Here is a 19,049-nt window from a genome sequence, read left to right as displayed (position 1 = left end):
CCCACTGAGCGGTAGAGAGCAAACGTTGCACTCCATCTGGGGTGTGTTCCCCAATTCGCTCAGCCACCTGCCAGCCGTTTTTACGTTCGATTGGGCTCAAGAGGGCCTGTAAGTAGGCCAGGGCGCGTTGACGCTGTTCACTGCGGGCAAAACGAGGAGCAATCCGCTGGTGGAGCGTACCCAGCTCCGTCAACCATCGCCGAGGAAGTGAGGCTGCGCCGGAACGCGTCATTCCCCAGGCTACTGCGCCTTAACTGCGGCTGTAGTACTAGCGGCTGTCGGGATAAAGGAATCGGGAGAAGGTCCGTTCAGCCGGGGATTGCTTTGCAGGTCCGGGTGTCTCCCGTCCTTGCTGGTATGAGCTTATTTAGGAGCCTCTAACAGAGCCCTTACACAAAAAGCGTGTGGATAGGGGGGAGGGGTAGAGGAGTGTCCATGTACGCCGCGCCTTCTGGACGGGCTGACCTCCCCCGGGCGGCCTGTATGGGGGTGCCGTTTCTGTCAGGTGCATGACAGGCAGGGGTGGTATGATTCTCGGCAGTTCGGCTGAGCTTGCCTCCCGAATGGGCTCACGCAGCCCCACCCCTATCTCACCCTCTGCACGCGCGGCGCGCCCGGGCCTCTTACCCGGCGACGCCCCCTCTTGCCGCGTGCGCGAAAGGCCCTGCATGGAACTGACACCGCGCGTTCCCCCCCATAGCAACGACGCCGAGATCAGCGTTCTGGGAAGTATCCTGCTGGACAACGACACGCTGACCGGACTCGGCGACACGGTGAGCCCCGAGATGTTCTACCGGGAGGGCCACCGCAAGATTTTCACGGCGATGCGGGCACTTCAGGAACGCGGCGAACCGGTGGACCTCGTGACGCTCAGCGAGGACCTGCGGGTCAAGGGACAACTCGACGAGGTGGGCGGCCTGGCCTACCTGATCGGCCTGTCGGACCAGGTGCCGACCGCCGCCTACGCCGAGCACTACGCGCGCATCGTGCAGGAAAAGCACACGCTGCGGCAGCTCATCAGCGCTTCGGGCAAGGCAATGCAGCTCGCCTACGACGCGCAACTGCCGCTCGAAGACCTGCTCGACCGCGCCGAGAAGATGATCTTCGAGGTCGCCGAGCAGAAAAAGCGGGGCGAGGCTTACCAGGCGATGGACGCGGTCGTCCACGACACCTTCGAGTACATCACCCTGCTGCACCAGAACAAGGGCATCCCCGACGGCGTGAGCAGCGGCTTCCGCGATCTGGACGAGCAAATTTCGGGGCTCCAGAAGGGGAGTCTGAACGTGCTGGCGGCGCGGCCTAGTATGGGAAAGACGGCCTTCGCCCTCTCCATCGCCCAGAATGTTGCCCTGCGCGGCGAGAAGACGGTCGCGGTCTTCAGCCTGGAGATGCCCAGCGTGCAGCTCGCCCTGCGGATGCTGTGTTCCGAGGCGCGGGTCGATATGAACCGCATTCGAAGCGGGCAGCTCAATGAACGCGATTTCGAGCGGCTGGCCCATGCGGCCGGGCGGCTGGCCGACGCCCCCATGGTGATTGACGACGAGCCCGACCTGACCCTCAACGGATTGAGAAGCAAGCTCCGGCGCATCGCCGCCCAGTATGGGCAACTCGGGCTGGTCGTGATCGACTACCTGCAACTCATGTCGGGCGGCAAGAATAGCGGCGGCAGTGACAACAGACAGCAGGAGATCAGCACTATTTCGCGTGGATTGAAAGGGCTGGCACGTGAGTTGGAAGTGCCGATCATTGTTCTCAGTCAGCTCAGCCGTGCTGTAGAACAGAGGCCGAACCATAGACCAATGCTTTCTGACCTGCGTGAATCAGGCGCCATCGAACAGGATGCAGACATCGTGATGTTTATCTACAGAGACGAATATTATAACAAAGAGACAGATCAGCAAGGGATCGCCGAGATCATCATCGGCAAGCAGCGCAACGGCCCGGTCGGCACGGTGAAGTTACAATTCCACTCCGCCCACGTCCGCTTCAACGATCTCGCGCCGGAGGGCGTCTGATGGCGGAGGACGTGAAGGTGAAGCCCACGGCAGACGGGGCGAACGCGCAACGGCGGCGCAGGCGGCGCCGGAGTGGCCGTGCCCCCGAGCAGACGCGGCTGCCCGGACCGGGCCAGGTGTCGAACGCAACGAGCGTGCCGGTGCCCGCTGCCCCCAGCAAGCGCGGACAGAAAAAGGGGCGCCCCTTGGCCGATCCGCGCATCGGCGTGGGCTGTATCGTGCTGCGCGGTGAGGAAATCCTGCTGGTGCGCGAGCGGGGCCGCTGGTCGCTGCCCAAGGGCGGGCTGGAATCCGGCGAACTCGTGCAGGAGGGCGCCCGCCGCGAGACCTACGAGGAAACCGGGCTGGTCGTGGAGCTGCGCGACCTCGCCTTCATCGTCGAGTTCCAGGCGCAGACCTGGGGGCACCACCTCCAGTTCTTCTACACCGGGCGCGAGGTGGGCGGGACGTTGGCTCCGCGTGACCCGGACCGGGACGTGCAGGAGGCCAAATTCGTCCCCATCCGCCAACTGCGCGAGTTCATCCGCTTTCGCCCCCGGCTGGTGGCCCTCGAAACCTGGCTGCGCGAGCGGCGGCCCCGCCACTTCGTCTTTAATCTGGATAAGGAACCCGCCATGCTCCGGAAACGCCGCCGGGTGGGCGTGGGGGCCGTGCAGCCGGAGCTGATGGACGAGCCGACGGACGAGGCGGATTTGTAGTTTGGGGATTTCCTGCGCGCAGTGGGACTCTGAAAGCTCTTGGGTAGCACTTCGGAGAGAGGCCGCCGTGGGAGAGGCTCAGAAGCCCGTCACCCTTGAGGGGGGAGGCTGGGAGGGGGTGAACGGGCACGATCCCCGGCGCGGCTCGGATGACTGGCAGGGCCTCTTGCAGGCACTCAAGCTGGTCACATGCCCCCTCACCCCAACCCTCTCCCCTGGTGGGAGAGGGAGAAAAACTCCTTGCTAGGGGGTCTTTTCCCATAACTTGGAACACCAAACCTTCCCCACCTACTTCTGCTAAAATCAGAATATGAAGCGGGCGTTACGTAAAAAGCCCTCCGGTGAGGAGGCGATTTCCCATCCCGTCAGCGGACGCGGGTACGCCCACGTCTGCCCCTCCTGCGGCGAGCCGCTGGCCCTCTACGATCTGCGCGACGGCGATCAGGCGTACTGGTGCGATCCGTGCGGCAAGGGGCACCGCGCCGGTGACCCCCCGGCCCGGGCGCTGCGGCCCCTGCCCCACGCGGGCTGAAGAACTGAAGGTGTGCCCCGCCCTCCCGGTGGGGGCGCTATGCTGGGGTCATGACTTCCGCCTCACCCCCTTCCTCTCCCGATTCAGCCGTGCTGGCCGGGCAGGTTATCGCGGTGACGGGCGCGGACCAGGGGTATGGCCGGGCCATCAGCGCCGCGCTGGCCAGGGCGGGCGCGAGCGTAGTTCTGATCGGGGGCAACAGCGAGACGCTGGCCGCCGCCGCGAGCGGTCTGGAACTCGCGGGCGGCACGGCGATTCCCATCAAGGCGGACGTGGGCGTGCCGCTCGACTGGCTCAGCGCTCAGAACCGTATCCTGGAAATCTTCGGTGCCCTGCATGGCATCGTCCACCTGGCCGACAAGCGCGCCCACACCAACTTCACCATGCTCTCCGAGAACGAGTGGATGGAGCTGTTCAACTGCAACGTGAAGAGCAGCGTCGCCATCGCACAGATCGTTCGCCGCCGCCTGCCCGGCACCTGGCTCACCCTCGTCGGCCCTCACCTGGACGAGGCCGGGCTCCAGGCGCATCCCCAGCGCGGAGCACTGCGCGGGCTGGTGGAGCACGCCCACGACGAGGACCTGCGGGTGAATCTCGTGCTGCCCTCGCGGGCGAGCAGCGGGGACGAGGCCCTCGACCGCCCGCTCGCCGAGGCGGTCCTCGCGCTCGCCACGCCCGCCCTGCGCCACCTGCGCGGCACGGTGCTGGAGGTGCCCCTGCCCCCCGTGCCCAGGGTCCGCGCCCCGGAGGCGGCCCTGCGGTGAAGTGCCCCTACTGCTCCGCCCCCGACTCGCGGGTGGTCAATTCGCGCCCCAGTGACGACGGGGCCAGCATCCGGCGCCGCCGTGAGTGCCTGGGCTGCGCCCGGCGCTTCACCACCTACGAGCGCGCCCAGCTTGAGCCGCTGATGGTCCTCAAGCGTGGCGGCCAGCGCGAGGCCTTCAACCCCGACAAGCTGCTGCGCGGCCTGACCCTGGCGACCGAGAAGCGGCCCGTTAACCCCGAACGCCTGCGCGCCTTCGCCTACGGCTTCGAGGACGAGGTGGGCGTGCCTGAGTTGCGGAGCGAGGAGATCGGCCGCCGCGCCATGACCTTCCTGCGCCCGCTCGACGACGTGGCCTACATCCGCTTTGCCAGTGTCTACCGCGATTTCGACAGCCTGGAGAGATTTATCGAGGAGATTCAGGGGCTAAAGGACCGGGAGGGGGCGGAGTAGGGGGGAGGCTGTCATGCTGAGCGAAGCGGAGCATCCCCAGGTGGGAAGGCGAGACCCTGAAGGACCGTGATGCGGTCGGCGAGTTCGGCCACCACGCTCATGTTGTGCTCGACGAGGACGACAGTGTGCCCCCGCGCCACCTGCCGCACGAGGGCGATCACCCGTGCAATGCCCTCCGAACCCATGCCGCTCGTCGGCTCGTTGAGGAGCAGCACACGCGGGTCCTGCGAGAGCGAGAGGCCGATTTCGAGCTGCCGCTTCTCGCCGTGGCTGAGGTGGGCGGCGAGCCGTGAAGGCGCCCCGGCCAGGCCCACATCCGCCAGACTCTGATCGGCGCGCGGCCCCAGCGCCTCCAGCCGGGCGAGCGGAGTCCAGAACTGGCCTGGAAAGCGGGTCGGGGACTCCAGGGCCACCAGCACGTTGTCCCGCACCGTCAGGCTGGGAAACATGCTGCTGATCTGGAAAGAGCGCGAAAGCTGCCGCCGCACGATGGCATACGGCGGCAGCGTGTCGATGTGCTCCTCGTACAGCCTGCCCTCGCCGCCGCTAGGTCGCAGGAAGGCCGAGAGCAGGTTGAACAGTGTAGTCTTGCCCGCCCCGTTCGGGCCGATGAACGCGTGAACCTCGCCCTCCTGGATCTGGAGATTCACGTCGTTCGTGGCGCGAAAGCCCCAGAAATCCTCGACGAGGTGCCGCGCCTCCAGGGCTGTGCCCGCCGTCATGGCGCCGCGCTGTGGACCAGTGCGTGGGCATTCTCCCCCCTTTCCAACCCTCAATTGTGGTGCAGGGGGGAGTCTAACAGGGGGCGGTTACCGCCGCGTCACACTTTGCGTGGTCCGCCTCACACAGCGACGGATAGGGGCCTTGCGGGTGAAGATCGGACATCCTGCCTGCGTGTCCCCTCTCCCCGGCACGGCTCGCCGACCCTCGCCCCATGCGGGCGAGGGTGAGTTCGTCGTCGGCGAGGATTTGCTCCCGCTCGCTCCTTAGCGTTTGACCGCCCACCCGGATGTCTCCGGGAGAACCGGCTCAGTCCCCCGTGTGCAGGGCCCGCCACTCCCGGAACGTGACCGGAAAAAGCGGCTCGGCGAGTTGCGCCATTGCACGGGCGTAAAGGCGTGTCTCGTACTGCGCCCCCTCGTGGTCGCGCAATTCCAGGAAGTGCAGCAACGAGCGTACGTTAAAGGTGTAATACGATTCGGTGTATAAGCTCAGCGGCAATACACCCCGTGCCTGCTCGCGCGTGACACCCAGCCGTAGGAGTTCTTGATACGCGTTAAAGGCGTTTCGCCAGGCTTCTTCCCAAATCTGAGTCGCCTGCACTTGATCGAGCGTTCCGTCATCCTCCACGCTCGCCTGCCGATTGCTGGGTGACTGCTTTCGGAAGGAGGGCGGGGTGAAGTTGCGTTCCTGCATCTCCACATATCTTCCGGAAATCTCATTCTTTGAGACGCCGACCCTGTGGCGCACCACCTGTCGATCTACAAAAATAGGGCAGACAATTTTGAAAGTAATTAGATTATGTTCAAATGGACTGCCGTGTTGATGCCGCAGCAGATAACTGATCAACTTTTCGTCCTTTTGGCTGAGTGGCGCGTTTGAATCACCACCAAAGGAAACTCTTGCCGCATTCGTAATCATCTTGTCGTCGCCCACATGCTGCACGAGGCTGACGCTGCCCAGGCCGTCGCCCAGGGGGTAGAGGGTCAGGGGATGGGCGGAGGTCACAGTCATCGCGCCCCAGCTTAACGTCCGTCCCGGGGAGATGGGACGGGCGAGCATTGGGGATGGTCTGGGCAGCAGATTTATCCGTGCTGAGAGCGGACACATAGGGCACTGGACTGTGGGGCTCGACGCTCACCCTGCACCGTGAGCAGCAGCGACAGGACGATCACCAGTCCGGCAAGCAGGAGGTCCATGCGCCAGTGTGCCCGTAGGGGTCCAACAGAACCGTGACAGGGTTAGGGAAGCCGCTTCTCACCGCTCCACCTCCCGGAGGTCCACTCCAGCGGCTTCCAGCACGGCGCGGAACTGCCCCAGCGTCACGGGCAGGACACTCAGGCGGTTGCCCTTGCGCGTCAGGGGCGAGTCCTGCCACGCGGGAAGCGTTCGGAGCGTTTCCAGGGGCAGCACGGCCGGGAAGGCCAGGACGGGAACCACGTCCACCATGCTCCAGCGTGGGTTCTCCAGCGTGCTGTTGGGGTCGAAGTAGGCGCTCTCCGGGTCGAATTGCAGGTCGTCCGGGTACGGCTCCCGCACCACCCGCGCCACGCCCGCCACGCCGGTCAGCCGGGTGCTGGAGTGGTAGAAGAGGCAGAGGTCGCTCACCCGCATCTGGCGCAGAAAATTGCGCGCCTGGTAATTCCGCACGCCGTTCCATGCCTCCCGGCCCACCCGCACGAGGTCGGCGAACCCGAACACGTCCGGCTCGGACTTGAGCAGCCAGAACTGCGGCGGTGAGGGGGGCATAGGGGAGAGGTTAGCGTCCTCATGGGCCTCCGTACCTTTGGGCACCCTGTCGCGTGCCGGGCGGACCTACACTCTCCCCGTGCGTCCGCGCCTCTCCCCCTGGCTTCCCGTGCTGCTGCTGCTCGCGCTCGCGGCCTACCTCCTGCCGGAGCGCCTGACGCTGCCGGGCGTGACGGGCCCGTCCGCACCCGAAGCCACCCAGTCCCTGCCCAACCAGCTTTCCGAGGACACGCGGGCGCTGTTCGAGCGGTCCCGCCCGGCGGTCGTGCGGCTGGAGGCGCTGAACGCCCGCACCCAGGAGGCGGGCCTGGGCACCGGCTTTTTCATCTCCGAGACGGGGCAGGTCCTCACCGCGTACCACGTGGTTGGCAGTGGGCAGCTCTTTCAGGTGCAGACGCTCTCGGGCCGCCGCCTCCCCGCCCGGCTGACCGCCTACGACGCGGGGGCGGACGTGGCGCTCCTCCAGGTGGAGGGCCGGGGTCCCTTTCCCGCGCTCAACCTCGCCACCCGGCCGCCCCGGGTGGGGGAGACGGTCCTCGCTATCGGGAACAGCGGCGGAGACTTCCTGCAACCCCGGCGCGGGCAACTGCTGCGCCTGAACGTGGAGGCGGGGCGCGCGGACTTCCCGCAGGGCACTCTGGAAATGTCGGCCCCCCTGGCGCCCGGCGACAGCGGCGGCCCGATCATCGACGGCAACGGGCAGGCCATCGGGGTGGTGAGCTACATCCGGGTAGACGACAGCAACCAGACCCGCGCAAGCTACGCTGTGCCCGTCACCGAGGGCAACCGCCTGATCGCCGCGCTGCGGGCGGGCGAGAAGCGGGACGTGCCGGTGGTGGGCCTGATCTTTGATGTGAACCACAGTGGCTACACCGATCCGCCGGGGGGCCTCGTCCTCCGCATCGCGCGCGGCAGTCCCGCCGCCCGGGCAGGACTGCGCGGCGCGACCTTAGACGAGAACGGCAACCTCAGCGGGCTGGGGGACACCATCATCAGCGTGAACGGCGAGCGGACCCGTGACGCGAATGAGGTCATCACCGCCATCCGCAAGGCGAGCGTGGGCGACACGATCACCCTGGGCTACGTCCGGGGCGACCAGGAACATGAAGCCCGCATCACCCTGGTCGGGGAACGCAGTGTGCCGGGCCTGAAGGAGTAATCACGCTCCTCCCGGCTGCCCCTCACCGGGGAGCTCCACCCTGGGGCATGTCACGGGCTTTTGTGAAGGAAGACGGCGGCGAACGCTGGACCCCGCCCACGGCCTCCCATGCGTACCGCCTGATCTGGCGGGGTCCGGGCGGTCCCGAGACGGTGCGTGAGACCGACGACCTGATCGACGCCCTGCGCTGGCTGGAAAGCCGCGACCGCCCCGGCTTCGAGTTGCGGGGAGGTGACGGGGCGCTGCTCGCCACGATGGGCGCGTAGGGGGCTGAGTCGGCCGCCTACCACTCGCCTTCCAGTGAGATACGCGTGGCTCCCGCCAGGCTCTGCCCCGGGCTCAACGTCCGCATGTCCATCCCGCCCACGCCCCGCGCCGCCAGGTTGAAGGCGTCTGTCGCATGGCTGACGGGTTCCAGGGCGAGGCTGCCGTCCGGCGCCGTGAACACCACCAGGTGCGAGAACACGGTGTCGGCCGTCAAGACGAGGGCGCGCGTGCCCCAGTCGAGGCGGGCGGTGCCGTCCCAGGCCGTGTAGACCCGGTCGAAGGGCTCGCCGCCGATCTGGCGGGATGCCCGGTAGTCCTCGTCCGGGCGGACGGGGCGCGCCTCACCCGTTGGAAGCTGCCGCTCGTCGGTGTCGTAAATCAGCGCTGCGTCGAAACTCAGCCGGGGGTCCACGCCGTCCTCCCGCCGCTGGAAGTACGGGTGGAGGCCCATCCCGGCGGGCATCTCCGAGTGGTCCACATTCGTCAGGGTCACGCTGAGGTCGAGGTGCGGGCCGTGCAGCAGGTACTCGACCCGGGCGGTGAAGGCCCAGGGCCAGTTCAGGTCGGGAAAGTCCCGGCTGTCGAAGTCGGCGCGCAGGTGCCGGTCGGAGAGGCGCGTGACCTGCCAGGGGCGATTCCGCACGTCACCGTGTTGGGTCAGTCCGTCCTTCGTCGTCGGGCGGAGCTGAACTTCCCGCCCCCCGAAGGTGAAGCGCGCGTCGCGGATGCGGTTGGAGAAGGGCAGCAGGGTGAAGCACGCGCACTGACTGCTCGTCTCCACATTGGACAGGTCCACGGGGCGCAGCACTGGACGGCCCGAGGCCGCCCGCAAGTTCAACACACTCGCGCCGAGTTCGGGCAATACCTCCAGTGTCAAGCGCTCGCTGGAGATGGTCTCGACCCGCAGGGTCATTTCGCCCCCCTCGTCCGCGCCGCCTCGTACAACAGGATGCCCGCCGCGACGGAGGCATTCAGGGACTGCACCTGCCCCCGCGTGGGAATTCGCACCAGCGCGTCGCACTTCTCGCGCACCAGGCGCCGGAGGCCCTCGCCCTCCGCGCCGATCACCAGGGCGACCTTGCCGCTGAAATCGGTGCGGCCCACGTCCTGTGCCGCCTCGCCCGCCGCCCCGTAGACCCACACGCCGTCGGCCTTGAGCTGCTCCATCAGGCGCGGGAGGTTCTTCGTCTGCGCGACCGGGAGGTAACTCGTCGCCCCCGCCGCCGTCTTGGCGACGACCGGGGAGAGGGGGGCGCTGCGCCGTTCCTCCACCACGACGCCGTGTGCCCCCAACACCTCCGCCGAGCGGATGATCGCCCCGAAGTTACGCGGGTCGGTGATGCCGTCGAGGAGCACGATCAGCAACTCCTCGCCCCGCGCCTCGGCCCGGTCGAGGATGTCGTCCACCGTCGCCCATTCCAGGTCCTCGACCTCCGCGATCACGCCCTGATGCTGGGTCGTCCCCGCGATCTGGTCGAGTTCGATGCGGGGCGCGAACCGCACCCGCACGTCGAAGCCCTGGAGGTCGCGCACGAACGCCTCCTCGACGCCCCGCGCGACAAGCACCTCGGTCACGCGCCCGTCGCGCAGGGCTTCGAGCACCGGATTCCGTCCGTACAGCAACATGGGGGCAGTCTAGCGGGGGCTCACTCCTCCCAGTCGTCGGCGGGGCGGGGTTTGGGCGGGGTGGTGTAAATGGCCGGGTCGCTGGGGTTGCTCGCGGCGATTAGCCGGGCCACCTCGTCCTCATCCGGCTCGGCCAGAACGCGCACGAAGTCGGGGGGCGGCAGGATCGTCTCGCGCACGGGCCAGCCGCGCCCCTGCGCCCAGCGCGTCAGGTCGGCGAGCGCCTGCGCTCCCGCCACGCCGTACTCCGGGCCGAAGGCGGGGGCGGTGATCAGGGCCTCGTCGCCCAGCGTGAGGAGGGCCGCGTAGCGGGTGGCGGGGCGGTCCCCCTGCCGGTCGCTGATCAGGATGAGCCGACCGCCCGCGCGGTTCATACCCTCCAGCCGCGAGAGGATGGCGTGCAGCGTCTCCAGCGGTGCCCCGGGCACCCCGTACGGGTCGGCGATGTGCATGGGGGCCAGTGTAGAGGAGGCGCGGCAGGCGCGGACACGCCCACCCCGTTTCCCCGCTATCCTGCGCCCCATGAAGCAGAAGCTCCCCACGCTGGTGGCGCAGGCGCGCGGTGGGCGCGTGGTCCGCACGACCTTTCTCGACGGCGACGACATCGACCGCCGTCAGCTCCAGGACGACGAGGTGCGCTTCGTGATCGCGGGCGGCTTCCCCGACGCCCGCCGGGTGGTGCTGACCCTCTACCCCGCCCACATCCCCGGGGTAGATAGCGGCGTGACCGTCCTGCGCGTGACTCCACAGGCGGGCGGCCCAGCCTGGGACGTGCAGGACTTCACGGTGCATCTGCGCCGCCTGAACCTCCCCGAAGACCAGATCGGCGACGTGCGCGAGGAGCGTGGGGGGTCCTTTCTGATCGCCGTGACCGGCAAGGCCGCGCAAACCCTGGAAGGCCTCACCGAACTCGGGGGCCGCGAGGTCGAGGTCGAGGAGGTCGGCGAGACGGCCGGACGGGGCTCTAAGACGCGCGAGGTCGTGGTGCCCTCCATGCGGGTGGACGTGGTGGGGGCCAAGGGCTTTGGCGTCAGCCGCGCCTACTTCCAGCAGGGCATCGACGGCGGCAAGGTGCGGCTCAACGGCCAGCCCGCCCGCTCCAGCTCCGAAATCCGGGAGGGCGACAGCCTCAGCGCCGAGGGGATCGGCCGCATCGACTTCAAACGAGTGGTGAACGAGACCCGGCGCGGGAATTTCAAGGTGGAACTGGAAGTGCATCGGTGACGGGCGCCCGGCGATGGGAGGGGAGAAGGGGCCCCGCTCTCGCCGCCCCCCCACTTTCGGTCCCCGCCGCCCCCTCTCCCGCCCACTCAACCCCTTATGCCTCATCACTTCACCCATGATTGACCTCCTCTCCCGCACCCCCACCCTCACCCCAGAGGAATTGACGGCGAGCCTCGCCCCCAGCGCCCGCTTCCGGGACGTGCGCTTCGAGAATTACCGCCCCAACCCCGCCTACCCCAGCCAGGAGGAGGCGCGAACCAGCCTCCAGGCCTTCCTGAAGGGGGCCCAGGTGCGCCCCGGCGGCTTCCGCCTCTTCCGCCGCGCCAAGCCCGAGGGCCGCGGCCTGTACCTCGACGGAGGCTTCGGGGTGGGCAAGACGCACCTCCTTGCCAGCACGTACCACGCGGCGGAGGGGCGGCGCGCCCTGATGAGCTTCCAGGACCTGATGTACGTGATCGGCGCGCTGGGCATGACCCGCGCGGTGGAGACCTTTCGCGGCCACGACCTGCTCCTGATCGACGAATTCGAGCTGGACGACCCCGGCAACACCCACATGGCAAATACCTTCCTGGGCCAACTGATGCCCGCCGGAACCAGCGTGGTCGCCACCAGCAACACCGAGCCCGGCGCGCTGGGGCAGGGCCGCTTCAACGCCGCCGACTTCCAGCGTCAGATTCAGGGCATCGCCGAGCGCTTCGAGACGCACCGGGTGGACGGCCCCGACTACCGCCAGCGCGGCACCACGCCCGCCCAGCCCCTGAGGCCCGAGGAGTTCCGCGCCTGGCTCTCCCGGCAGCCGGACGCGACCCTGGCCGTCGTCAGCCACCGCGACCTCAACCGGCATCTGCTGGAAGTCCATCCCAGCCGTTTCGCCCGGCTGCTCGCGGGGGTGGAGGCGCTGGGCGTCACCGACCTCGCGCCCATGCCCGACCAGAACGTCGCGCTGCGGTTCGTGCATTTCATTGACAAGCTGTACGACCTGGGGCTGCGGGCGGCCTTCACCGGGGTGCCGCTGGGCCAGCTTTTCAGCGAGACGTACCGCCACGGTGCCTACGCCAAGAAGTACAGCCGCTGTCTCAGCCGCCTCTCGGAGCTGCTGCACGAGGCGTGGGCGTAGGCTGACCCGGGAGCGGGAAGCCGTAAGAACTTTGCATGTGGTCCCCCTCTACGCTGGGATAAATGCCCAACCCTCCTCTTGTTCGCTCGGTGCGCCTGGCGGTTGTTCTGTTGGGCGCCTTGACCTGCGGTTCGGCCGCAGCAGGCAACACCTTCCAGCTCGACGGCCTGCTTGCCGTCTACGACACCCCCTCCCCCTGCTTGAGTGTCGCCGTCCGGGTGTATGAGGGCGGCCAGCTCAAGTCCCAGGTTGCCGTGCTGCCGACCGGCAAGGTCTCACCCGTGGGGAAGAACGCCCCGCTGCCCCGCTTCGAAAAGGGCAAGACCTACAACCTCCAGGCCACCTGCCTGGGCAAGGACAAGACCTTCCAGAACTCGGAGCTGACGTTCAAGGCTGACGGGCACACGGTGATGCTGGCTTTCACCAAGGCGGGCTTTCAGTTCCGGCGCGGCGGCCTGGCTTATTGAGCTGGCTGAAGAGGCGAGCGTGATGGCAAGGAAAATCGGCTGCACACATGCCTTCCGGTCTGGGAGAAGCTCCGTCTTCACCCTCTGAGGAGTGGTCGTCAGATGGGGTAACCCTGCCTGTGTGGGAGCTGTGGCAGTCGGAAATCACCGGGTGGAAAATAAAAAAGCCCGTACTGGACGGACTTTGCTGGTGCCGAGAGCGGGACTTGAACCCGCACGGGTTGCCCCGGCCGATTTTAAGTTGTCCAAGTGCTTCCCACGCTTTCCCAGCGGTTCCCCCCTTTGCCCTCCCAGGGTGGTGTTTCTGGAGGTACTTGCCCTCTGAGGATCACCAAATCATTCCTTTTCCTTCAACGGTTGTGTCAGCGTTGTGACGGGCTGCGCTGTGCTGGAGGCGCCCCGCCGACGTTCCCGTTTCCGGGCCTTCTTTACGCTTTCCTTACAGGTGTTCGAGCAAAACCGCGCATCCTTGCGGCTTGGCACGAATACCGCGCCACAGGACGGTGAAGCGCAGGTCCGCGTCTGGATAGCCCCATATAGCTGTGCCAGTTCATACCGCGCCCAGTCCAGCGAGCCCACACGGGCCCGCAGAACCGTAGGCAACCCAAGAGTGTCCCCGGCTTGTGGCGTGCTGTGTTTGAACGCCTCACGAATAAAGGGGGGAAAGAGGCATTCTTGGGCAATAGCGGCCCGTGCCTCGGCTGGTGTGACCGTGCTGCTCCCCTTTGCCTTTTTCGAGCTTGCGTTCTGTGCAATATGAATTAGACCGGACGCTTTAGTCGAGAGTCCCCCATCTTTATGGTCGCGTGGTTTTCGCCACCTTACATTTGCCGACCCTAGCATTTCTTTTCCCACTGGGTCTAGTTCGGCCAGCTCTTCAAGCTCTCTTCTTGTGTATATCTCCACGTCCCAAGTCGATTCACAAACCAACCAAAAATCTTCAGGGAGAGTGGGACCTTCCGTGTTCAAATCGTCAAGTAGACGAACCCAAAAGGCCACCTCTAACGCGGCCTCCCACCAGTCACGCAAGCTGTCGGCCGTCCCGTGGGGAGAGAGGATGCCGATCCGTAGGGCGGCTCTGACCACCGCTTCCTGAAACTTGCGGCGCTTTTCGCTTTCAGCCGCTCCGGGCAGAACACCGTATTTCTCAGCAATCCGCCATAGCCGAAGAAACTCAACGTACACCGGGGAAGAGACGCGAGAAAAGTACTGCTCGTGATGGCGGCGCACTAGACGCGGGTAGCTCAATGTGGGCGTAGGCAGGACTCGGCCCCACTGATAGGCAAGGCCCTCGTCCGTCCATTTGGTCTTTAGGAACGCGCCGTATACATCCAAACCGCCTCCGGCTCTGTTCCGCCTCGTCCAGTCCCAAGGGGGCACGTCCTCGGCTCGCTCTGCCCATATTGCATCCGCCTGGGGAGCATCGTAGACAAACGAGAAGGAATGCCCCCCCATTTGTCCCCCCTTTTGCGTCCTCCGCATAGGGGGAAGTTTACTGCACCTTGGAGGGGAACAGGAGGGAGAACATGAACGGAGACGAACAGCAAACAGCTTCGAAGCTCGTCCTGACGCCCAAGGAGGTTGAGCCCCTTCTCGGCCTGAGTAAGAACTCGGTAATCGCCCTGCTCCGCAGTGGGCGGCTCCGCGCCGTCCGCTATGGGCGGCGTTGGCTGATCCCGCGAGAGGCGGTCGCAGAATTCCTGGCTGGAGGCAAATAATGCGCCGCCCTGGGCAAGAGGGCGGCGCGTGGGCTCCGCTGGACAGTCTACCCCCTACCGTAAAGCTGGCCGCCCTACGAGCCTTCCTCACCTTGGAAGCGGCGAAGGGGAACACAACGGCGCTTCACCTGCTGCGCGAGATGCGCGGGCACGTCGGGGCGGTGCGCTCGTGAAGCTGCGCGAGGTGTTGGAACGGGTGAATCTGCCGGACCTGATCGCCCACGAGTGCGGCTCGGATGCGGTCCGCGGCCTGAACCGGGAACATGGGGGCGCGACCCGTGACCCACGTCCCGGTCACAGTGAGAGAAGCCCTAGCTTCAGCGTGTATCTGAAAAACGGTACTTGGCGCTGGAAGCGGCATGGTGGGGACAACGCGGGGGGCACAGCGTATGACTTCTTGCTGTCCCTGAACTACACCCCCGAACAGGCACGGGCAGAGCTGGCGCGGCTGGCCGGGGTGAGTCTAGGCCCCTGGCAGCTCGGAGGAGAGCGGCCCGGGTATCAGGCCCTTGACCCCCTCCGGGAAGCGCGGGCCGCTCTAGACCGCTGCACCTCACTGGAAGTGGAAGAGCTCAGCCGCGCCTATGCCCTTCTCGCCCCCCTGAGCCTTCAGGACGTGGCAGGGCGTGACCTCCAGCGGCGCGGCCTGTACGGGTGGGAGGGCCTTCAGGTGGGCAAACTACGCCGGGACTTCCGCACGCGGGACGGGCGCACCCTCGCCCATGCCGGGGCGCTGGCGTTCTTCCTGCGCGGCCCCGATAGGAAGCCGTGGGGCCTCAAGGTGCGGAACCTGGGGACCGCTGACACCCTCCAGTCCTCCGGTGTCGCCCGCTACGTTTACCCGATTGCCCGGCATGGTGCGCCCGCGTGGTGCTCGCCCGGGTACGGTGCTGGAGAGGCCGTGCTGATCGTTGAGGGGGAGCTGAACGGAGCGGCGGCAGCGCGAGCCCTGGAAGCGGTAGGCGTCCGGCTGGACGTGCAAGGGCTGGCTGGTGCGGGTGGCGCACCCTTCCTCCACGGCTTTCACGGGAAGCCGGTCTACCTGTACGCCGACCCGGACGAGGCGGGCGCGGCGTGCCTGGATCGGGTGGGCAAGGTGGCCCGCGCTGCCGGGGCGCGTGAGGTGCGGGCGCTGACCGCGCTGCCCTCCGGGGACTTCTGCGACCTGGCCGGGAATGAAGGGGGGGAGGTGCTGGGTGCGTGGCTGCTCGACCTGCTGAGCACTTCCACCATTCACCACACCAGTTCACCAATTGGTGAAAAGAGAGAGGGAGAGGGCCGCACCTTCTCACCACCACACCACTTCTCAGGGTTTGGTGTGGTGGTGCAAACGGCACCGGAGGAACTGGCTTTGAGGAAGTACCGGGCCAAGCTCCGCAAGTTTGGGGTGTGCTGTGACTGGCCCTCGTGAGCCGCGCATCCTGCCAGTGTTCAATGGCAAGACGGCACCCCCCGTGAAGCCGGTGGAATGGCTGGTGGAAAAGTTCTTGGCCCGCGGGGCGGGGACGTTGCTCTTCGGGCAGCCTGGGGTGAGCAAGACGGCCCACACGGCGCATCTGACGGCCTGTCTGGTGGCCGGGCGACCCTTCGCCCATCTGAGGACCGTGGCGCGCGGCCTCCGGGTGCTGTATCTCGACTTTGACGGTTCCTGGGAGTGGAATCACGAACTGTTTGAGGCCGCCTTCCGGGGCGTGGGTCTTGAGGGCATCCCAGAAGAGTTCATCTACTACAGCCCCAACACTGAGGAATGCAACTTTCCGGGCGAAGAGACGAGCAGCCTGAAGTCACTGGAGGCGATGGGGCCGGACATTGCTCAGACGGTGAAAGAGCTGGGGATTGACCTTGTGGTGTGTGACTCCCTGGGGCAGATGATGGTGGGCGACACCAACAATGGGCAGGAAGTGGCGCTGGCCCTGCGCCTGGGGCTGAACCCGGCGAGGAAGGCGGGCGCGGCGGTGCTGGTGATTGACCACGCGACGAAAGCGGCGGCAGGTGGAATGGGCGTGCCAACGCCGATGGGCAGCCAACAGAAACGGGCGTGGGCGCGGGTGTCGGTGGCGCTGGAAGGCGAAGAACAGGACGGGCGGGCCGTCACCCGCTGGACGGTGGACAAGAGCAACACGGCAACCTTTGAGCCATTCGTCACCCACCTGAGATTCACGAACAGGGGCGACCGGCTGGAAGAACTGGATTTGGAGTGTCTGGGGGAGGCGGGCCCGCGGACGGCTCAGCGGGAACGGGACGAGCGGGGGCAGGAAGCTCAGCGCGACATTCTGGACGCCCTACAGGACGGCCCGCAGCCCCGGGCCAAGTTGGGCGGGCGGGGCGGCACGTTTGACCGGGCGCTGAAGTTGCTGGAGAAGTCCGGGCGGGTGGTGCGGTTGGGTCGGGGGCTGTACGGCCTGCCGGAACATGCCCCGGAGGTTTCACCACCACACCAAACCCCTACATCTGGTGTGGTGGTGAAAGAGGAAGACGCTCCGCTGATCGTCAAGGATGACCCAGCTCCCGCCCGTGTGGCGACCGCTGAGGAGGAATGGACGTGGTAGCCCGTGACCTCCTCCGGAAACTGGAAGGGCGCGGCGTGCGGCTGGCTGTGCAGGAGGGTCGGCTGATCGCCCGTGCCCCCCACGGGGCGGTGACGCCGGAACTGCACGAGCAGATCAAGGCGCAGAAAGACGCCCTGCTGAGGGAGCTTCAGGCAGGTACGGGCGGGCAGCTTGCTCCCCTGCCGGAAGCCCTGGCACGGCTGGTCCAGGCGGCGAAGGTGAACGCCTTGAACCGCCCAGCCTCGCTGCCCTCCGGGCTGGTGGCGAACCTCGGAGAGTACGTGCTGACCTGCGCGGCCCTGTACGCCTGTGGCTGCGACCCTGAGCGCCAGCTTGCCCACCTCTGGGAAGCAAGGGGAGCGTGGGCAGCATGACGCCCCTTCCCTGACCGGGTGCCCTGGCTGCTGGCGAACCTGTATGCCCTGGCCTGGGGGAACTGGTTGGAGGCGAACACCTATGCCCTGAAAGTCGGCAGCCAATGAATGAGGAACGCGAACGGATGATTCGGGAAGCGCGGAAAGCAGCCTTCCCCCGGCAGGAGCCCCACACGCGCACCCCTGAAGAGTTGTAGGCGGCAGAGCGGCAGGTCAGAGAACGTGTGGCGTGTGCCGTCGAGCAGCGGCGCAAGGAAGCGGGAGGAACCCCTCAGAACGGCATTTAAGAACGCCCCGCCTGGCCGCTTCACGCTGTCAGGGGCGAACTATTCGGAGGTGGCGTGCCATCCACCCCCCCTCCTCTGAAAGCAGGTACAGCATGAACCCGAACGCAGACCCGACAAAGGCCCGGCAGGCGAAGCGGGCCAAGCGCAAGCCCCCAGGCCTGGACGCCCTGCTCCTGAAGCTCTGGAAGGCGATTGAGACGGCGGAAGAACTGCTGAGCAAGGACGATGACGCGGTGAGATTGAAGGCCGTTCACGCCCTGGCCCAGACGGGCAGCGCCTACGCCCGCGCGTATGAGGTGGGCGAGATGGAAGGCAGGCTCAAGGCCATTGAGGACGCACTGGCCGCAGAAGGGAGCGACACGGGGCCGCGGCTGAGTCGGGGGGCGGCATGACGGCGAAGGGAAAGCGGCTGGAGGCGCTGGAAGCGGCGCACACGGCCAGAGTCGCTCGGCAACAGGAAGGGAGGCAAGCCTACCTAGCTGGGCTGTCCGACCGGGAACTTGACGAGCTGCACGTGGCCTATCTCCGGGCGGAAGGGCACCCGGACTCGGATGGGGAAGCGGCCCGGGTGCGGGCAGAGATACGGGCGATGTCAGACGAAGACCTGCGGGCGCTGATTGATCGCCTGGAACGGGGGTCGGCATGACTGGGCGGCGGTTGGACCGGTTGGAATGGGCGGCTGAGCTTGGCCCGGCCTGGTGGCGCCGGGTGGTCGCAGCAGGGCGGGCCTCCACCATGAACACACTTCGCCTGCTGAATGCCGAACAGTACGCCCCCCAGGTGCGCCGGGCCTTTGAGGAGATGCGGGAGCGGTACGCGCCGGGGCTGGACTTCGACGCGGAAGCGGACCAGGTACTGGACGCCCTGAAGGCCGCACTTCCCCGAGAGGTATATGCGGGCGTGCTCGCGGGCATGATGCGGGACGCGGGGCTATGTCGGAGGAAGGTTCCCCTCGGTCCTCCCGGTAAGCATCATTGAGCAGATCGACCAGCTCGTGAGTGGTGAGGTCGGCCTGACTAACCTCGAAAATTCATAGGTTGAACGAGAAGTCGGCTCCTGTAGCAACCGTAATGCGGGTCAAGGTTGCTTGTGGCGTGGGGGGCCGTCGACGGCGTGTCACGCCGCGGCGGCCTCCCCACGCCACTTCGCCTGAGAACGAACCATCGCGTGCAGGATCATCAGCAACTTCCGCATGCAGGCCACCAATGCGACCTTCTTCGGCTTCCCACGCTCGACGAGTCGGTCGAACCATGCGCGCAGCACCGGATTAAACCGCAATGATGCTACCGTCGCCATGTAGAGCACTTTCCGAACCTCTGCGCGCCCGCCCC

The 19,049-nt window shown here is 66.7% G+C and carries 25 protein-coding genes, 1 tRNA gene and 2 pseudogenes; 18 read left to right on the top strand and 10 right to left on the bottom strand.

Annotated elements, in window-relative coordinates; translation table 11 throughout:
• Nucleotides 1-232, bottom strand: a pseudogene (locus F784_RS25730) (IS701 family transposase); the annotation flags it as partial.
• Nucleotides 233-668: 436 nt separating this feature from the next.
• Between F784_RS25730 and dnaB the strand changes: the two are divergent.
• The 5 genes from dnaB (at nt 669) to nrdR (ending at nt 4,461) form a co-directional block, all read left to right on the top strand.
• Entirely contained in the window at nt 669-2,015 is a 1,347-nt protein-coding gene (gene dnaB / locus F784_RS0121410) for a replicative DNA helicase (RefSeq protein WP_019588752.1), read from the top strand.
• Nucleotides 2,015-2,713, top strand: coding sequence for an NUDIX domain-containing protein (locus F784_RS0121405; RefSeq protein ID WP_019588751.1), 699 nt, complete (start codon nt 2,015-2,017; stop codon nt 2,711-2,713). Before dnaB ends, F784_RS0121405 begins: the two co-directional genes overlap by 1 nt.
• Nucleotides 2,714-3,023: 310 nt before the next feature.
• The gene (locus tag F784_RS25725; protein ID WP_083939333.1) at nt 3,024-3,245 is read left to right on the top strand and encodes a hypothetical protein; all 222 of its coding nucleotides are present in this window, start codon (nt 3,024-3,026) and stop codon (nt 3,243-3,245) included.
• Between the two features lie 50 nt (nt 3,246-3,295).
• Entirely contained in the window at nt 3,296-4,009 is a 714-nt protein-coding gene (locus F784_RS0121400) for an SDR family NAD(P)-dependent oxidoreductase (protein WP_040383750.1), read from the top strand.
• Nucleotides 4,006-4,461, top strand: coding sequence for a transcriptional regulator NrdR (gene nrdR / locus F784_RS0121395; RefSeq protein ID WP_019588749.1), 456 nt, complete (start codon nt 4,006-4,008; stop codon nt 4,459-4,461). Before F784_RS0121400 ends, nrdR begins: the two co-directional genes overlap by 4 nt.
• Before the next feature lie 11 nt (nt 4,462-4,472).
• Here the strand turns inward: nrdR and F784_RS24235 are convergent, their stop codons facing one another.
• The 3 genes from F784_RS24235 to F784_RS0121380 all read right to left on the bottom strand — a co-directional run bounded on the left by F784_RS24235 (nt 4,473) and on the right by F784_RS0121380 (nt 6,930).
• Entirely contained in the window at nt 4,473-5,183 is a 711-nt protein-coding gene (locus tag F784_RS24235) for an ABC transporter ATP-binding protein (protein WP_019588748.1), read from the bottom strand.
• A gap of 307 nt (nt 5,184-5,490) precedes the next feature.
• Complete coding sequence (gene thyX / locus F784_RS0121385) at nt 5,491-6,195, bottom strand: FAD-dependent thymidylate synthase (protein WP_019588747.1); 705 nt, start codon at nt 6,193-6,195, stop codon at nt 5,491-5,493.
• A 243-nt stretch (nt 6,196-6,438) separates the two neighbouring features.
• A complete protein-coding gene (locus tag F784_RS0121380; protein ID WP_019588746.1) occupies nt 6,439-6,930 on the bottom strand; it encodes an EVE domain-containing protein in 492 nt (163 codons plus the stop codon).
• 79 nt (nt 6,931-7,009) lie between these two features.
• On the opposite strand from F784_RS0121380, the gene F784_RS0121370 reads away from it, so the two are divergent.
• Both F784_RS0121370 and F784_RS0121365 read left to right on the top strand, forming a co-directional pair.
• On the top strand, nt 7,010-8,089 hold the full coding sequence (locus tag F784_RS0121370; protein ID WP_040383757.1) for a S1C family serine protease: 1,080 nt from the start codon (nt 7,010-7,012) through the stop codon (nt 8,087-8,089).
• Nucleotides 8,090-8,136: 47 nt separating this feature from the next.
• The gene (locus F784_RS0121365; RefSeq protein WP_026332636.1) at nt 8,137-8,355 is read left to right on the top strand and encodes a hypothetical protein; all 219 of its coding nucleotides are present in this window, start codon (nt 8,137-8,139) and stop codon (nt 8,353-8,355) included.
• A gap of 17 nt (nt 8,356-8,372) precedes the next feature.
• Here the strand turns inward: F784_RS0121365 and F784_RS0121360 are convergent, their stop codons facing one another.
• The 3 genes from F784_RS0121360 to F784_RS0121350 are packed head-to-tail and all read right to left on the bottom strand — an operon-like array spanning nt 8,373 to nt 10,434.
• A complete protein-coding gene (locus F784_RS0121360; protein ID WP_019588743.1) occupies nt 8,373-9,269 on the bottom strand; it encodes an aldose 1-epimerase in 897 nt (298 codons plus the stop codon).
• Complete coding sequence (gene rlmB, locus F784_RS0121355; protein ID WP_019588742.1) at nt 9,266-9,982, bottom strand: 23S rRNA (guanosine(2251)-2'-O)-methyltransferase RlmB; 717 nt, start codon at nt 9,980-9,982, stop codon at nt 9,266-9,268. Before rlmB ends, F784_RS0121360 begins: the two co-directional genes overlap by 4 nt.
• Nucleotides 9,983-10,002: 20 nt before the next feature.
• Nucleotides 10,003-10,434 (bottom strand): DUF3197 domain-containing protein, encoded by a 432-nt coding sequence (locus tag F784_RS0121350; RefSeq protein ID WP_019588741.1) that lies wholly within the window; start codon nt 10,432-10,434, stop codon nt 10,003-10,005.
• A gap of 70 nt (nt 10,435-10,504) precedes the next feature.
• On the opposite strand from F784_RS0121350, the gene F784_RS0121345 reads away from it, so the two are divergent.
• The 3 genes from F784_RS0121345 to F784_RS0121335 all read left to right on the top strand — a co-directional run bounded on the left by F784_RS0121345 (nt 10,505) and on the right by F784_RS0121335 (nt 12,790).
• Nucleotides 10,505-11,206: a S4 domain-containing protein gene (locus tag F784_RS0121345; protein WP_019588740.1), complete on the top strand. Its 702-nt coding sequence runs from the start codon at nt 10,505-10,507 to the stop codon at nt 11,204-11,206.
• 115 nt (nt 11,207-11,321) lie between these two features.
• Complete coding sequence (zapE, locus tag F784_RS0121340) at nt 11,322-12,323, top strand: cell division protein ZapE (RefSeq protein WP_019588739.1); 1,002 nt, start codon at nt 11,322-11,324, stop codon at nt 12,321-12,323.
• A 62-nt stretch (nt 12,324-12,385) separates the two neighbouring features.
• The gene (locus tag F784_RS0121335; protein ID WP_245558005.1) at nt 12,386-12,790 is read left to right on the top strand and encodes a hypothetical protein; all 405 of its coding nucleotides are present in this window, start codon (nt 12,386-12,388) and stop codon (nt 12,788-12,790) included.
• Nucleotides 12,791-12,978: 188 nt separating this feature from the next.
• Here the strand turns inward: F784_RS0121335 and F784_RS0121330 are convergent.
• Both F784_RS0121330 and F784_RS26490 read right to left on the bottom strand, forming a co-directional pair.
• A tRNA-OTHER gene (locus F784_RS0121330) sits at nt 12,979-13,061 on the bottom strand.
• A 65-nt stretch (nt 13,062-13,126) separates the two neighbouring features.
• Nucleotides 13,127-14,020 (bottom strand): hypothetical protein, encoded by an 894-nt coding sequence (locus F784_RS26490; protein ID WP_157465438.1) that lies wholly within the window; start codon nt 14,018-14,020, stop codon nt 13,127-13,129.
• 296 nt (nt 14,021-14,316) lie between these two features.
• On the opposite strand from F784_RS26490, the gene F784_RS24230 reads away from it, so the two are divergent.
• From F784_RS24230 to F784_RS0121285, 8 genes are all read left to right on the top strand, one after another.
• Nucleotides 14,317-14,508: a helix-turn-helix domain-containing protein gene (locus tag F784_RS24230; RefSeq protein WP_019588737.1), complete on the top strand. Its 192-nt coding sequence runs from the start codon at nt 14,317-14,319 to the stop codon at nt 14,506-14,508.
• Complete coding sequence (locus F784_RS26485; protein ID WP_019588736.1) at nt 14,508-14,681, top strand: hypothetical protein; 174 nt, start codon at nt 14,508-14,510, stop codon at nt 14,679-14,681. The genes F784_RS24230 and F784_RS26485 overlap by 1 nt, the downstream gene beginning before the upstream one ends.
• Complete coding sequence (locus F784_RS0121315; protein WP_019588735.1) at nt 14,678-15,919, top strand: hypothetical protein; 1,242 nt, start codon at nt 14,678-14,680, stop codon at nt 15,917-15,919. Before F784_RS26485 ends, F784_RS0121315 begins: the two co-directional genes overlap by 4 nt.
• On the top strand, nt 15,903-17,057 hold the full coding sequence (locus F784_RS0121310) for an AAA family ATPase (protein ID WP_019588734.1): 1,155 nt from the start codon (nt 15,903-15,905) through the stop codon (nt 17,055-17,057). Before F784_RS0121315 ends, F784_RS0121310 begins: the two co-directional genes overlap by 17 nt.
• The gene (locus F784_RS0121305; RefSeq protein ID WP_019588733.1) at nt 17,045-17,431 is read left to right on the top strand and encodes a TubC N-terminal docking domain-related protein; all 387 of its coding nucleotides are present in this window, start codon (nt 17,045-17,047) and stop codon (nt 17,429-17,431) included. The genes F784_RS0121310 and F784_RS0121305 overlap by 13 nt, the downstream gene beginning before the upstream one ends.
• A 379-nt stretch (nt 17,432-17,810) precedes the next feature.
• Complete coding sequence (locus F784_RS0121295) at nt 17,811-18,110, top strand: hypothetical protein (protein WP_019588731.1); 300 nt, start codon at nt 17,811-17,813, stop codon at nt 18,108-18,110.
• Nucleotides 18,107-18,364 carry a hypothetical protein gene (locus F784_RS0121290; protein WP_019588730.1) on the top strand — a complete coding sequence of 86 codons (258 nt, stop codon included), beginning with the start codon at nt 18,107-18,109 and terminating at the stop codon, nt 18,362-18,364. Before F784_RS0121295 ends, F784_RS0121290 begins: the two co-directional genes overlap by 4 nt.
• A gap of 89 nt (nt 18,365-18,453) precedes the next feature.
• A complete protein-coding gene (locus tag F784_RS0121285) occupies nt 18,454-18,696 on the top strand; it encodes a hypothetical protein (RefSeq protein WP_019588729.1) in 243 nt (80 codons plus the stop codon).
• 138 nt (nt 18,697-18,834) lie between these two features.
• Here F784_RS0121285 and F784_RS0121280 read toward each other — a convergent pair.
• A pseudogene (locus F784_RS0121280) lies at nt 18,835-19,049 on the bottom strand (IS110 family transposase); the annotation flags it as partial.

The organism is Deinococcus apachensis DSM 19763 (assembly GCF_000381345.1).
In the GTDB taxonomy this organism is placed as follows: domain Bacteria; phylum Deinococcota; class Deinococci; order Deinococcales; family Deinococcaceae; genus Deinococcus; species Deinococcus apachensis.
The sequence above is the reverse complement of the archived record's forward strand: the minus strand, read 5'-3'. Positions and strand labels throughout refer to the sequence as shown.

Coding starts and splice junctions, on each gene's coding strand:
- F784_RS0121295 (WP_019588731.1), top strand. CDS start 17,811: ATGAACCCGAACGCAGACCCGACAAAGGCCCGGCAGGCGAAGCGGGCC.
- F784_RS0121305 (WP_019588733.1), top strand. CDS start 17,045: ATGGACGTGGTAGCCCGTGACCTCCTCCGGAAACTGGAAGGGCGCGGC.
- F784_RS25725 (WP_083939333.1), top strand. CDS start 3,024: ATGAAGCGGGCGTTACGTAAAAAGCCCTCCGGTGAGGAGGCGATTTCC.
- F784_RS24235 (WP_019588748.1), bottom strand. CDS start 5,183: ATGACGGCGGGCACAGCCCTGGAGGCGCGGCACCTCGTCGAGGATTTC.
- dnaB (WP_019588752.1), top strand. CDS start 669: ATGGAACTGACACCGCGCGTTCCCCCCCATAGCAACGACGCCGAGATC.
- F784_RS0121285 (WP_019588729.1), top strand. CDS start 18,454: ATGAACACACTTCGCCTGCTGAATGCCGAACAGTACGCCCCCCAGGTG.
- F784_RS26485 (WP_019588736.1), top strand. CDS start 14,508: ATGCGCCGCCCTGGGCAAGAGGGCGGCGCGTGGGCTCCGCTGGACAGT.
- thyX (WP_019588747.1), bottom strand. CDS start 6,195: ATGACTGTGACCTCCGCCCATCCCCTGACCCTCTACCCCCTGGGCGAC.
- F784_RS0121360 (WP_019588743.1), bottom strand. CDS start 9,269: ATGACCCTGCGGGTCGAGACCATCTCCAGCGAGCGCTTGACACTGGAG.
- F784_RS0121290 (WP_019588730.1), top strand. CDS start 18,107: ATGACGGCGAAGGGAAAGCGGCTGGAGGCGCTGGAAGCGGCGCACACG.
- zapE (WP_019588739.1), top strand. CDS start 11,322: ATGATTGACCTCCTCTCCCGCACCCCCACCCTCACCCCAGAGGAATTG.
- F784_RS0121400 (WP_040383750.1), top strand. CDS start 3,296: ATGACTTCCGCCTCACCCCCTTCCTCTCCCGATTCAGCCGTGCTGGCC.
- F784_RS0121345 (WP_019588740.1), top strand. CDS start 10,505: ATGAAGCAGAAGCTCCCCACGCTGGTGGCGCAGGCGCGCGGTGGGCGC.
- F784_RS0121365 (WP_026332636.1), top strand. CDS start 8,137: ATGTCACGGGCTTTTGTGAAGGAAGACGGCGGCGAACGCTGGACCCCG.
- F784_RS0121380 (WP_019588746.1), bottom strand. CDS start 6,930: ATGCCCCCCTCACCGCCGCAGTTCTGGCTGCTCAAGTCCGAGCCGGAC.
- F784_RS0121405 (WP_019588751.1), top strand. CDS start 2,015: ATGGCGGAGGACGTGAAGGTGAAGCCCACGGCAGACGGGGCGAACGCG.
- F784_RS0121350 (WP_019588741.1), bottom strand. CDS start 10,434: ATGCACATCGCCGACCCGTACGGGGTGCCCGGGGCACCGCTGGAGACG.
- rlmB (WP_019588742.1), bottom strand. CDS start 9,982: ATGTTGCTGTACGGACGGAATCCGGTGCTCGAAGCCCTGCGCGACGGG.
- F784_RS0121335 (WP_245558005.1), top strand. CDS start 12,386: ATGCCCAACCCTCCTCTTGTTCGCTCGGTGCGCCTGGCGGTTGTTCTG.
- F784_RS24230 (WP_019588737.1), top strand. CDS start 14,317: ATGAACGGAGACGAACAGCAAACAGCTTCGAAGCTCGTCCTGACGCCC.